A 13,429-nucleotide genomic window follows, 5' to 3' on the forward strand; every position below is an offset into this window, starting at 1 on the left:
TATGTCAGAACAGCAAAATTACGATTCTTCCAGTATTAAGGTACTGAAGGGATTAGATGCAGTGCGCAAACGTCCTGGTATGTATATTGGTGATACCGATGATGGTACCGGGCTGCACCACATGGTTTTTGAAGTGGTCGACAATTCTATCGATGAGGCATTAGCAGGACACTGTAGTGAAATAGTTGTTCAAATTCATTCTGATGGTTCAGTTTCGGTATCTGACGATGGACGCGGAATTCCCACATCTATTCATGAAGAAGAGGGCGTATCTGCAGCCGAAGTTATTATGACTGTACTCCATGCCGGGGGTAAGTTCGACGATAATTCCTATAAGGTCTCAGGGGGACTTCACGGGGTAGGCGTCTCTGTAGTAAATGCTCTGTCTAAAAAACTCAAGTTACGAATTCGTCGGGATGGTAAAACCCATGAACAAGAATACCAACACGGCGTGCCTCAAGCTCCTCTAGCAGAAATTGGGGAAACGGATAAGTCAGGTACGACCCTTCGTTTTTGGCCAAGTGAAGATACATTCACAGATGTTGAATTTCACTATGATATCTTAGCAAAGCGTTTGCGAGAGCTTTCGTTTCTAAATTCAGGTGTATCAATAAAGTTAGTCGATGAACGGGACGGCAAAGAAGATCACTTCAAATACGAAGGCGGTATACGGGCTTTTGTTGAATACCTGAACCAAAATAAAACACCTGTTCATCAAAAAGTGTTTCATTTTGCCCATGAAAGACCAGAAGATGGTATTTCAGTAGAAGTGGCAATGCAGTGGAATGACAGTTTCCAGGAAAATATTTTCTGTTTTACTAACAATATTCCACAACGGGATGGCGGTTCACACTTAGCTGGCTTTCGTGGAGCACTTACCCGTACGTTGAATAATTATATGGAGCAGGAAGGCCTAAACAAAAAAGCAAAAACGAATGCGAGTGGTGATGATGCCCGTGAAGGGTTAACCGCCGTTATCTCTGTTAAGGTCCCTGATCCGAAGTTTTCATCGCAAACTAAAGACAAGCTAGTATCTTCAGAGGTACGCCCAGCTGTTGAGTCCACAATGAATGATAAACTTTCTGAATTTCTTTTAGAGAACCCTGCAGAAAGTAAAATTATCGCTTCGAAAATTATCGATGCCGCCCGTGCCCGAGAAGCGGCACGTAAAGCGCGTGAAATGACACGTAGAAAAGGTGCGTTGGATTTAGCGGGACTCCCGGGGAAACTTGCTGATTGTCAGGAAAAAGACCCTGCACTAAGTGAACTGTATATAGTGGAGGGTGACTCTGCTGGCGGTTCAGCCAAGCAAGGTCGTAGTCGAAAGTACCAAGCTATTTTGCCACTTAAAGGTAAAATCCTAAATGTGGAGAAAGCTAGATTCGATAAAATGCTTTCGTCGCAAGAGGTAGCTACACTTATCACTGCGTTAGGCTGCGGTATCGGCAGGGACGAGTACAATCCAGATAAATTGCGCTATCACCGCATCATTATCATGACCGATGCCGACGTAGATGGATCGCATATTCGGACCCTATTATTAACTTTCTTTTATCGTCAGATGCCTGAAATAATCGAGCGGGGATACGTCTATATTGCTCAACCACCTTTATACAAAGTGAAAAAAGGTAAACAGGAACAATATCTGAAAGATGATGATTCACTCGTTCAATATTTGACGTCTATTGCATTGGATGGTGCTGCATTATATGCAAGTGAAGATGCTGCACCTATCTCTGGGGTAGGGCTAGAAGAGCTTGTTAAACAGTATCAAAGCGTTGAAAAAATGATTACGCGTATGCGTAGAATGATGCCAGAGACCATCCTTTACCGTTTACTGTACACCAAGACTATCTTATTAGAAGACTTAAAAAATGAAAGTGCGCTAAGAGATACAGCAGAACATCTTATTGCTAGTTTAAATGACAAGAAAACGTCTGATGGTGCTGAATTCCGTTTTGAAATAAAACGTGATGAAGAAATGAGTGAGTTCTATATATCGATTATTATGCGTATGCATGGAATCGACTACGAATATAAACTTAACCATGATTTTATCGACTCGACTGAATACGAAAAAATTCGTAATTTAAATGACGCTATCAATAATATGATGGATGAAGGAGCGTTTGTTCAGCGTGGTGAGCGTAAGCACCAAATACGTTCATTCAAACAAGCACTTGATTGGTTAATGGGAGAGGCTAAGCGCGGTCAATACATACAGCGTTACAAAGGGTTAGGGGAGATGAATCCCGAACAACTTTGGGAAACCACGATGGATCCCGCGAGCCGACGCATGTTGCAAGTTACTATTGAAGACGCTATAGCATGTGACCAATTATTTACTACACTAATGGGCGACCAGGTAGAACCACGTCGCGCATTCATTGAAGCAAATGCGCTAAAAGTCGAAAACTTAGATGTATAGTTAGATATTAATACTCGAACCTTACCAAAAGCGGCCCCATGGCCGCTTTTTTCATTATTAAGTTGCATTTCTATCGATACGTAGTCATTAAATTATCGATGGCAGATAGTGTGCGCGCTAAGGGAAAAGTTTTGAGCTTTGCTATTCCAACTTAGAGGTAATTTAGAAATTCTGAAATTAATAATGTAAGGACAGCTTTAATCACGAGAACCCGCGCCGGTAGTGGCAAAGAAAAACAGACACTTTAGTTTAGAATTGTGTCATTTAGAGGGAGGTGGAAAACGGTACTGCTTCGCTCGCACGGCTTTACTAGATCTACTTTCTACTTTCTACCTTCTACTTTTTACTTTTCACTAACCGATCGCACTTTAGCTACAATGAAATACTCCATACTGGTTTAATAATATTTTGTAACCTAAGACAAAAGGCCGGCACATGTATCCTAGCGACCACCGCCCGTGTGCTGTATTTAAAAATACACAGACAGATACTATTTCGGATATATGTTCGTTATCAGTCTTCGATAGACATACAAGCTTTAATAGCGGCTAGCAAATCGAGTAGTATTTCTACGTATGCAACGATAAGACTATTCAGAAGGGAGAATAGTCGTCTAGGAAACTTTCATTCTGAAAGTAAAGGTCGTCTTACTGTTCTCCGATAAAACAGATAAATCGCCTGAGTGCGCTTTAGCTATTTCGGAGGCGATGAATAACCCTAAACCTAAGCCCTTACTTTCCTTGTTTTGTTCACAGCGCCAAAAGGGTTGGAACAAACGTTGTTGAATTTCACGCGGGATTTCAGAGCCTTCGTTTGTCACTTCAATAAGAAATTGACCATTTCTTTCGTATGCACAAACCAATATAGGGCTTGAAGTGTCTCCATGGGTAATGGCATTTATTAATAGATTAGAAAGAAGTTGGCAAATACGATGTGGATCACATTTAACTGGCGAAGGAAGGTGTATATCGCAATCTATTCGACATGATTTATTTAAGTCAGTAAGCTCTGAAACCGCATGTTCAATGAGAGCTTCAAGATTTTCAACGGTATGTGGATAAATAGTAATCCCACCACCAACGCGCCCTTGAGTAAAATCCATCACGTTATTTATTAGCGCTTTCATCCTGCCAACACTATTGGTCATTTTTCTTAGAATTTTCTTTGAGAATTCATCATTTAAATGGTCTTTTAATAAATCTACAGATAAAGAAAAAGATGATAGGGGCGTGCGAATATCATGTCCTAGTATGGCTATGTATTGCTCCCTTAAGCGTGCCGCACTTTTCTCATCCGACAGTGCGGTTTGGACTTGGTCGAAGCGCTCTTGATCCATAAGCTGACGGGAAAGAAGATTTGCGAAGGCAAGGATTTGGCTTTTAATTTGCGTATTCTTTAAATCAGCAGGTTCAGGGTCTAAGCCACATAACGTACCGAAAAATTCACCGTTTCGTCCATATATTGGATACGAAAAGTAACTTTCGAATTTATACATTTTAGGAATGGGGCTATCACGATAGTTTTCATCATGTTTTACACTGTCGATGATTATCGGGGTAGAAGACTTTCGAACGTGTTGACAATACGTAGTTTGGATAGCAAGTTCATCACCAGGCGCTAAATTATAATCAACTAAATCTAACACTGCACATGTAGTCCAATTGCTCTCGGTAACTCTCGCTATGCAGATGAACCTAAGACCGGTTGCTTCTGAGATCATTTTCATAATATGAGGTACTGCCTCAATTGCCTGAACACGCTTAATATCATCTAAGACTGATGTCACAATTTACACTCACAAATTAGACCAGAAATTTTATCGTCCAAAGCAACTTATTTAGATGCAAATAACAATAGGATGTTTACACTTACGTGGTTATAGATAGGCGTCGTCACGCTTCTTCTTTCGCAATGAGCTAGCTTATCAAATTTTCTAAAACGAACCACACAGAATCAATAGATAATTTGTATAAAAAATCGATTAAATAATGATAATTACACTCATTATTAAATTGTGTGCCGTAAATGGAAATTAATATGAATACTGACCTCATTTTTATTACCGAGGTCGACCCGGCCCTGAACTATCAGGTCGCAGTATCAATCCAGAATAAGGGATGGGTGACCGAACAGTGTTGCAACGATAAATTAGCATTAAACGAAATTCTGCTGGCGAAGTCCACAATGTATCAGTATTGGGGAAACTAGTATAGGTGAGGCCGGCCATAGTCGTTGGGATAGCCGAAGGCGTGAAGGAAGATAAAGCAGGTCGACCAGGCTTCTTATCTTATTCAAAGCCACGCGGCCTGACAAGCGTCAAACTCACAAGCAGCGTTGGTATGTATAGGGTCTAATGGAATTGACGGCTGAATACTATCCTGAGGCGTTGTGGCAGCGTTGTACAGTCCACACTTACCGCACCGTGTTCAGCGCTGTAGCACGCACCAAAACCAGCTGTGTTCTAAATATACTTAAAGCTAAAGCCATCCACGGCACGGAAACTTTGGTTGTTGCGCGAAAGAAATTAACACAAGTAGGCGATGAGCAGCGCAGCATGTGACTAACCGCTGCTAGAGACAAATTAGAAACATTTATAAACGAGACCTCCAGCTTTTATCGATTCCCTAAACAGCATTGATTACGACTGAAAAAGAATAACCCCTGCATATTTTATAAGAGAAATTCGGCGTCGGGCACGAGGGGGCGTTCCCAAAAGGAGAATCTGCACGAACGCCCAACGACCCTAGATTTAGCCATATCGCTGGAATTAAACGGGTCGTCAGGAAATACATGAATATGGAATTACTGAGACAAATGGAAATTAAAAAAGCAATTGCGAGCTTGACCGTGCTGTGGAGCAAATGTGTGTAGTTGCACGCGTGTTTGGATCGTCAGAGCATACAGTATGGTAGTATATGTGGATGATTATTCTTTTTTGCATCCCATTTTGAACTTGAGGGAATCACCTAACCTCATGGCATTGTGGCTATATAAGATATAGATAAGCTATCAGGTCGCCTTGGCGACCTGAATCAACTATAGACTAGTTTGTCCCTGAGGGGTGGTGGCCCCAGTCGATAACAGACACATGTTGAATTAAACCATCGAAAAAGAAACGAGTGTCGCGGCTGGCAGATGGCTGTGGATCCGCACCAATAAAAATATTCACATTACTTGACTCTACACCTCCAGCATATTGAGAGAGGGAGTTATCTCTTTTGTTGTCAATCCAAAGATAAAGCCCACCATCACCATCGTAAGCGCCTACGATGAAATAACCGTCACTTCCATTAATCCTTTGGTTTAAACCTCCTAACCCTGTGGAAGCTATGTCGTAGGTTTTATAGCGATATTTGCCATTAACTCGTACACCAAAACGAATAATATTTTTGCCCCCAGAGTTGGCAAGCTCCAGTGCGAAACCGCCGCTTTCAGCTTTGCTCACCAACGCCATTACACCTTCAGAAAAATTTGAGAGTTTGTCAAAATTCACATATGCAGAAACTAAGAAGCCATTGCCGGCGGTATTGCTTCGCTGACCTAAATTAACTGCTCGATAACGTAGCCCCTGATTCGTTCTGAAATCTAATGAGCATGAGAATCTATCTTGTCCTTTACTATCATAATGCAGTTGAGGATACCCGAACAAAGTACTGGTAGGCGCACGGTCAACTGGTCGGGCTATTGTACCGGCGCCCCCCCAATAATTAACATGAAAGTACAGTTGATTATCAAATTCATTGGTACACGTTGCGGCATTCAGATACGCAAGTAGGTTTTTTTCTTTGATTACATTTTTTGCGTAATCCACCCGGTAATCCGATGTGACTAAATCAAACTCTTCACGTAGTGCCGCAACAAATGCATCGCCATTTGCAACAGGAATAGAGCCAACCCCTACGCCCAAACCAAGTGATTTTGCATATTGACTTGCCCCTAAAAGATCTTTCATTTGATATTTAAACTCAACGAAATGTAAGTTATTTTTATACACGTCGTTATAAATGGAAGACTGGAGTGCATTAATAGAGTTTAGTCCGCCCCAATTAACTCCCCAATAAAGCACGGAATACTTTAGTTTGTTTGCTATCAGGGTACCGAACGTTCCTTGGGCTGCTGCATTTTTAATTTTAAGCAGGGTGGGTATTTTGTAATGAAATCCTCTTACCAGTACCTCTCGTCCATTGCTGAAGTACTTCGAAAATGAAGGCTTAGACAGCACTGTCAAAAATTCGGTGACAAAGCCATCAGTGTTTCCGCTCGTTATTGACTTCACTTCGATGGCAAGGCTGGCAGTGGAGTTTAGCAATGTTGGGTTAGCTAAAATATCGTTTAGCAAAGGCTCATACTCCGATTTAGATGAATCGAAGGTTGAACACACTCTAGAAGCTGGTTCATGAGAGACACACATTTTCTGACCGTCAAAACCGACATCCAACTCTATAAAATTGGAACCTCTAGCGATGGCTGTATTAATTTTTGCATTTGCTTGCGCTAATGTAAGAATTTGATTCTGTGGTCCGTTATAACAGTTGTGACAATTGATAGCGACTTTGTTACCAGCCGGTGAAACGGCGATATCACCCGCTAAATTCCAGGTAAAAGGGTTTGCGGAAGATTGCACATTACTTGCCATTAACGAGCAATAAAAACATATTAATAGCGTAAAAAGTTTGTTTAGTTTATTTTTCTTCATATTTTGTAATTTTCCCTAAATTACGATAAAAACAAATTGCAAAGCGATGAACAAGCACCTAATCCCATCATTAGATAATAAGTGCACCCCTTATGTTAAAACGATGACCACAAGGAACAGCCCATCATCGTGCCTGTGTAGTCAACACACACATAAAGACAACAATATCAGTAACAACCATTTGTTCGCACAACTAAGATAACAGAACAAAGCATATTTGCACGCAAGGGTAAGTTATAAACCATTTCCAACGAAAATTAGGTAGCTAAATAAACGCAGTATATCGCTTCACAAATCACATTATCGGAGGGGGCGTAGTATTTCAGGCGGATGAGAGACAAAGTAGAGATCCTTTCATCCATCCTGTGGGCAAGTGTTTTGTATTTTTGTAAGAATCATAAGTAAGGCTGCCCGGTTACGTAGACGCCTTTCATATTATCGGAGTTTCCAGCGCTTGTAAGAGACGTTTAACAATCACACTGTTCCAGTAACTGTTCCAGTTGAGGTGTTTATGAGCAAGCGAAAATAGTATACCGAAGAATCTACCTCGATATCTATTTCTCCAGAGTAACGTTACGTAATCTTTTCGGTATGAAGGCGCAGGCAGGGACCATCAGTGGGGTAGAGTAGGCATTCGTAAAATAATATTACAGTCACGCACGTTTGCTAGACTAGTAGCACATTTAGGAGTTAGTTAAACTGTGCGTTTGCACTCAGTTTTTTACTTTTTACTTTTTACTTTTCACTTTTCACTTTAACTGTATGGAGTCGTAATTGGTTAACTTAGATAAATTTTGTCATGCGCTATGTATGTCGTTGGTATTGTCAACATTAATGTCTGGTTGGGTGACATTTATCAATATTGGTTGGGTCGATGAATTAGGCGCAGCATGGTTAAAAGCCTTTTTATTAGCTTGGCCAGCTGCGTTTGCTATTTCATTGTTTATGGGAACACCGATAAGTAAAGTATCGACCAGATTAAGTGGTCTTTTGAGACGACACAAAGTGTAGCGGTTACTTTATTTGAACAACGCTTAACCTAAGTTCACCTTTTCCAACATCACTGACAATAAATCGATAGATACCGTCTTCTGCGGGGGTAAATTGTAAATTTTGTGCTTCCGACCCACACGTCAGGTAAAATGTACTGCGGGTTGAAACGATCTGGCCAGCATAACTACCCCCACAGGTTTGCGAGGGACTCCAGTACTGATTCGAAAACTTGAAATCATTAGGCTGTCCATCTGCAATAAGTTCCACATCCACGGTTCCTTGGCGGCTTTTTTCGTTCAGGCGATGATTTTCTCTGGCTTCCCACCAGTTAAAAACACCCCGAATGTAAAGTTCATCTAATGCGATGTCGCCATTAGCTGTGTGTGCAGGTAGTTGACTGTCAGGCTGCGTTGCGCAGCCTGACAAGGTCAATAATCCAATGATTCCAAATATGTGCAGCTTCACAATTACCCCTAATAGAATTAGTTTTTAGCTAATAGAGAGATGTCCGCGGTGACCATAAAGAGTTCACGTAACATGAATAATAGCGCCAGACGGTTCTTTCTTACGGCGTTATCTTCAGTCATGACCATTACGTTATCAAAAAACGCATCAATACTTTCACGCAGTCGTGCTAACCGTGTGAGGACAGCGGTGTAATCTTGCTGTTCAATTGCTGCGCTAAGCTCCAACTTGGCTGATTCCAAATCTTGGTATAGCGTTTTTTCTGCCGATTCAGTTAATAACGCGCTATCGATTTTCCCGCCGGATTCCACGTTTTGTTTAGCAAGTATATTGGCTACCCGCTTATTCGCCGCTGCCAATGCGTCCGCAGCTTCTAGTTCTTTAAATGTGCTAACTGCTTGTATACGGGCAACAAAATCTGTCGGACGGGTAGGGCGACGGGCACTTACCGCTTGAATTACATCAATACTGACGCCTTGGTCCTGCAGTAGCGCCTGAAACCGACCCAACACGAAATCTACCACTTGTGTACGGCAATCCTGATTAGTCAATTTGTCTGCGTAAATATCAACGGCTTTGTTGACCAGCAGATCTAAATCTAATGGCAATTTAAGTTCGCTGATAATTCGTAAAAGCCCAATGGCAGCTCTGCGCAGGGCAAACGGATCTTTATCGCCTTTGGGCAATTGATTGATTCCGAAAATCCCTACAAGGGTATCTATTTTATCAGCCAGGGCTACTGAAGCGCTTACGGGGTGGGCAGGCAATACGTCACCGGCAAAGCGGGGTAAATATTGCTCATAAAGTGCGTTCGCTACTTCTTCAACTTCACCATCATGAAGGGCGTAGTATTTTCCCATCACACCCTGCACATCAGGAAACTCCGTGACCATATTGGTCATCAAATCAGCTTTGGCTAACTCTCCTGCTCGATAGGCAAGCTTTTCATCGGCCTTGATGTGCTTGGCAATGAAGGCCGATAATTCAGCAATACGTAACGATTTATCTTTTAAGGTGCCTAATTGTTTTTGGAATAAGACAGACTCAAGACTATCCAAACGGCTCGCCAATGTACGTTTTTTGTCAGCATTAAAGAAAAATTCAGCATCGGCCAGACGCGGACGAATAACCTTCTCGTTGCCGTTGATAACCTGTTCTGGTTCACGACTTTCGATGTTACTGACAAATAAAAACTGATTGCTAAGCTGCCCATCTTCCTGCAACAAAGGCACATACTTTTGATCGTCCTTCATTGTGTAAATAAGCGCTTCTTTAGGCACTTGTAGGAATGAGGTATCAAAGGAAGCGGTGAGCACAACCGGCCATTCTACCAGCGAAGCAATTTCTTCAAGTAACGACTGATCATAATCGGGTTTCAAGCTCAGGTTAGCCGCGGCTTTATCCAGTTCTCGGCGAACATGTTCCGTGCGCTGATGAAAATCAGCAAGCACGTACTGTTGTTGAAGTGTAGCTAGATATTCATCGGCGTGAGCGAGGGTAACTCCTTGGGCACCATGAAAACGATGACCATTAACTTTATTATCACTCTCTAAACCCAATGCGTTGACACTGATTACGTCACTGCCAAATAGTACACATAGCGTATGTACGGGGCGAATAAACTGTGTCGTATAATTTCCCCAGCGCATTGGTTTTGGAATAGGAAGTTTGGATAACGACTGAGTCAAAATGCCTTCAAGCAACTCACTAACCGATTGACCGGATTGATGAGCTTTATGCAATAACCACTCGCCTTTATCCGTAACCAAGCGTTCTGCTTCGTTGATTTCAATGCCATTACCGCGCGCCCAGCCTAGTGCGGCTTTGGTGGGTTCGCCATTTTCATCGAAGGCTGCACTTACCGCCGGCCCCCTTTTTTCAACGGTCTTATCTTTTTGGGTAGAATCCAACTGCTTTATCGACACCGCTAATCGACGCGGTGCGGCAAACCATTCAATAGATTCGAAAGAAAGCTCGGCATTCGCTAGTCCCGCCTGAATATTACCGGCAAAACTAATCGCTAAGTGTTTAAGTGCTTTCGGTGGTAGTTCTTCAGTACCTAATTCAATAAGAAGATTATCTTTATGCACGATTACTTCTCCTTCTTACACATAGGGAAGCCCAATTCTGCTCGGACTTGGTAATAACTTTCTGCACACCCTTTCGCAAGGGTGCGTACGCGCAGGATATAGCGCTGACGTTCAGTTACTGAGATAGCATGGCGGGCATCTAACAAGTTAAACGCGTGGGAGGCTTTCATCACCTGTTCATAAGCAGGTAAAGGTAGATTCTTTTCGATTAACATCTTACTAGCGGCTTCGCACTCGTCAAAGGTTTTAAACAATACATCTACATTGGCGTATTCAAAATTATAAGTCGATTGCTCCACTTCGTTTTGATGGAATACATCGCCGTAGGTCACTTTTCCACGCGGTCCATCAGTCCACACCAAATCGTAAATACTATCAACTCCCTGAACGTACATGGCTAACCGCTCTAGCCCGTAAGTAATTTCGCCTGTTACTGGTTTACACTCTAGCCCGCCTACTTGTTGGAAGTAGGTGAACTGTGTGACTTCCATACCATCAAGCCAAACTTCCCAACCGAGTCCCCAGGCACCCAATGTCGGCGATTCCCAGTTATCTTCTACAAAGCGAATGTCATGGACTAGCGTATCAAAACCGAGCTCTTTTAATGACCCTAAATACAACTCCTGAATATTATCAGGCGAGGGTTTAAGCATGACTTGGAACTGATAGTAATGTTGTAAACGGTTAGGGTTTTCACCATACCGACCATCGGTGGGACGACGGCAAGGTTGCACGTAGGCGCTGCTGATTGGCTCTGGGCCAAGCGAGCGTAAGAATGTCATCGGGTGAAATGTACCGGCCCCCACTTCCATGTCTAACGGTTGAATGATGACACAGCCTTGTCGGGCCCAGTAATCCTGTAAAGCGAGGATTAACCCCTGGAAGGTTTTTATATCGAAATTATGCATTCTCTGTATAACCACGTGCTTCAAAGACAAATTAAAGGTCGCCTAGTATACAGATACTGAGTCTATGAATGTAGGCTTTAGCGAGTTAAAGTCGGTATATTCAATAAAGATAGGCAATAAATATGGCTGATCCTGAACTAAAACGATGCGGATGGGTTTCAGATGATCCACTTTATCAACAATATCACGACCAAGTATGGGGCAGACCGGAATTAGACGACGAAGCATTGTTTGCCAAACTATGTCTAGACGGTCAACAAGCTGGATTGTCATGGATTACGATTTTACGAAAACAAAAGAGCTATGAAGAAGCGTTTTGCCAATTTAATGCGGAAAAAATTCTTAAAATGCCTGATGCTGAGCGAGATAAGCTAATTGAAAATCCTGGCATTATCCGAAATAAATTGAAAATTAATTCTATCTTTAAGAATGCAGAAGCTTATTTAAAGATTAAGGAACAAGAGTCGTTTAAAGATTTTATCTGGCAATTCACTAATGGCAAAACCGTAATTAATGAATGGCGTGACCAAAAACAGGTACCGGTGAGTACTGATTCATCCAGACAAATGGCAAAGACGTTGAAAAAAGCCGGGTTTACCTTTGTAGGGGAAACCATCTGCTATGCATTCATGCAAGCAGTGGGTATGGTGAATGACCACACCATAGATTGTCATTGTTATGAAAAAGTGTGTGAAGAGGCTATTACATAATACGAAATTGCAATGAGGAGGAAACTCGGAACAAAAGTACCGATTTTCATCGGGATGATGATTTTAGGCTACTGGTACAACATGTCGCCATCGTGATGTGCATCACGATCTCCCTTGTCACATGAGCAGCGATAAGCGATAAGAGGTTAACATCATTCATAGTTAACCTCTTGTCGCTGCTAATTTAATTCAAGTGTCGCGCAGTAAGATTGTAATGCCGGTAATTCTTTCAATACCGCATTTTCATATTCGGATTCTATTTGCTCCCGAGCGACATCCTGGCGCATCCGTTCGGATTTAGGTAATTTTGCTCTGGCTTCCAATATAGCAAAACCGCTGACCTTGTGAAAAAACTCGTACAGTTTTGGGTATTGCGTAGAATAATCCGGAGGTGAAGATAAGGGCAGCGCCTCGAGCAAATTACATATTCTGATTGCACCTTCAGACAACTCACACTGTTGTTGTTGCATTGCTTTTACTATTACCTGAATACTCTCGATAATGGTTGCAGTTCTACGTTCCCTTGCAAGCTGCTGGCGTTTATTTTGTTCTTTAAGCTGAAACAGCAAGCGGCCCGCATAAAAGCCTAACGCTAAAATAATTATCAGGCCTATAGCGGCTAACCCAATCCACATCATTATTTCTTTTTATTCCTTAAAATCATCAATATTTAATTGTTCTATGCTGTCTAAAGGCGAGCTTTCTTGGTCTTCCTGATCTTCATCATCTGCGATTCCAAGCAGTTCACATAAAATTCGGTGACGCGCCATTTTCTCATCAATATATTGTTGTTCACCAGCATTCAACTTCGCTCCACCTTCCAACCTGTCTAATAACAGGGCCAAACGCTCATCTGCCTCAATATCTGCTAATTCCTCAGCGGGCGTAGCATAGTGACGCTTTTCAGCTGGCGTGGTCTTAGCGACTAACGACACGGGTTTTTTACTGCCAATCCTCGGATCGCTAATTCCCTTTTTCTGTGTAGTTGATTTATTCGTTGAGGCCACATTATGTCTGCTACCTGCAGGTTTTCCTTTCGATGGTTTTGTTCGTTTAGGTGCTTTAGGTGGACGAGGAGCGTTGGGATCTTTACGAACCCCGATTAGACCTACTTTTCTGGATTTCTTTTTACGCGGCAT

The 13,429-nt window shown here is 42.2% G+C and carries 12 protein-coding genes; 5 read left to right on the plus strand and 7 right to left on the minus strand.

Going from position 1 to position 13,429, the window contains the following annotated elements; translation table 11 throughout:
- Position 1 precedes the first annotated feature (1 nt).
- Positions 2–2,428, plus strand: coding sequence for a DNA topoisomerase (ATP-hydrolyzing) subunit B (gene gyrB / locus OPS28_RS16690; protein ID WP_265610597.1), 2,427 nt, complete (start codon positions 2–4; stop codon positions 2,426–2,428).
- Between the two features lie 613 nt (positions 2,429–3,041).
- Here the strand turns inward: gyrB and OPS28_RS16695 are convergent.
- Positions 3,042–4,214, minus strand: coding sequence for a GAF domain-containing sensor histidine kinase (locus tag OPS28_RS16695; RefSeq protein WP_265610598.1), 1,173 nt, complete (start codon positions 4,212–4,214; stop codon positions 3,042–3,044).
- A gap of 251 nt (positions 4,215–4,465) precedes the next feature.
- Here OPS28_RS16695 and OPS28_RS16700 point away from each other — a divergent pair, with 251 nt between their 5' ends.
- Complete coding sequence (locus tag OPS28_RS16700) at positions 4,466–4,636, plus strand: hypothetical protein (RefSeq protein ID WP_265610599.1); 171 nt, start codon at positions 4,466–4,468, stop codon at positions 4,634–4,636.
- A 145-nt stretch (positions 4,637–4,781) separates the two neighbouring features.
- Positions 4,782–4,988: a transposase gene (locus tag OPS28_RS16705; RefSeq protein WP_265610600.1), complete on the plus strand. Its 207-nt coding sequence runs from the start codon at positions 4,782–4,784 to the stop codon at positions 4,986–4,988.
- 483 nt (positions 4,989–5,471) lie between these two features.
- Here the strand turns inward: OPS28_RS16705 and OPS28_RS16710 are convergent, their stop codons facing one another.
- Entirely contained in the window at positions 5,472–7,124 is a 1,653-nt protein-coding gene (locus OPS28_RS16710; RefSeq protein ID WP_265610601.1) for a hypothetical protein, read from the minus strand.
- A 774-nt stretch (positions 7,125–7,898) separates the two neighbouring features.
- On the opposite strand from OPS28_RS16710, the gene OPS28_RS16715 reads away from it, so the two are divergent.
- Positions 7,899–8,135: a DUF2798 domain-containing protein gene (locus OPS28_RS16715; protein WP_265610602.1), complete on the plus strand. Its 237-nt coding sequence runs from the start codon at positions 7,899–7,901 to the stop codon at positions 8,133–8,135.
- Between the two features lie 3 nt (positions 8,136–8,138).
- Here OPS28_RS16715 and OPS28_RS16720 read toward each other — a convergent pair whose 3' ends face one another.
- Genes OPS28_RS16720 through glyQ form a run of 3 tightly spaced genes read right to left on the minus strand, consistent with a single transcriptional unit; the run spans position 8,139 to position 11,580 of the window.
- Positions 8,139–8,582 (minus strand): hypothetical protein, encoded by a 444-nt coding sequence (locus tag OPS28_RS16720; RefSeq protein WP_265610603.1) that lies wholly within the window; start codon positions 8,580–8,582, stop codon positions 8,139–8,141.
- A gap of 17 nt (positions 8,583–8,599) precedes the next feature.
- Complete coding sequence (glyS, locus tag OPS28_RS16725; RefSeq protein ID WP_265610604.1) at positions 8,600–10,672, minus strand: glycine--tRNA ligase subunit beta; 2,073 nt, start codon at positions 10,670–10,672, stop codon at positions 8,600–8,602.
- Between the two features lie 2 nt (positions 10,673–10,674).
- Complete coding sequence (gene glyQ / locus OPS28_RS16730; protein WP_265610605.1) at positions 10,675–11,580, minus strand: glycine--tRNA ligase subunit alpha; 906 nt, start codon at positions 11,578–11,580, stop codon at positions 10,675–10,677.
- A 122-nt stretch (positions 11,581–11,702) separates the two neighbouring features.
- Here glyQ and OPS28_RS16735 point away from each other — a divergent pair, with 122 nt between their 5' ends.
- Positions 11,703–12,290 (plus strand): DNA-3-methyladenine glycosylase I, encoded by a 588-nt coding sequence (locus tag OPS28_RS16735; RefSeq protein WP_265610606.1) that lies wholly within the window; start codon positions 11,703–11,705, stop codon positions 12,288–12,290.
- A 179-nt stretch (positions 12,291–12,469) separates the two neighbouring features.
- Here OPS28_RS16735 and OPS28_RS16740 read toward each other — a convergent pair whose 3' ends face one another.
- Complete coding sequence (locus OPS28_RS16740; RefSeq protein WP_265610607.1) at positions 12,470–12,928, minus strand: DUF2489 domain-containing protein; 459 nt, start codon at positions 12,926–12,928, stop codon at positions 12,470–12,472.
- Positions 12,929–12,937: 9 nt separating this feature from the next.
- Positions 12,938–13,429, minus strand: coding sequence for a Der GTPase-activating protein YihI (yihI, locus tag OPS28_RS16745; RefSeq protein WP_265610608.1), 492 nt, complete (start codon positions 13,427–13,429; stop codon positions 12,938–12,940).

Origin of the sequence: Alteromonas sp. ASW11-130 (genome assembly GCF_026183735.1) — a bacterium.
Lineage (GTDB): Bacteria > Pseudomonadota > Gammaproteobacteria > Enterobacterales > Alteromonadaceae > Alteromonas.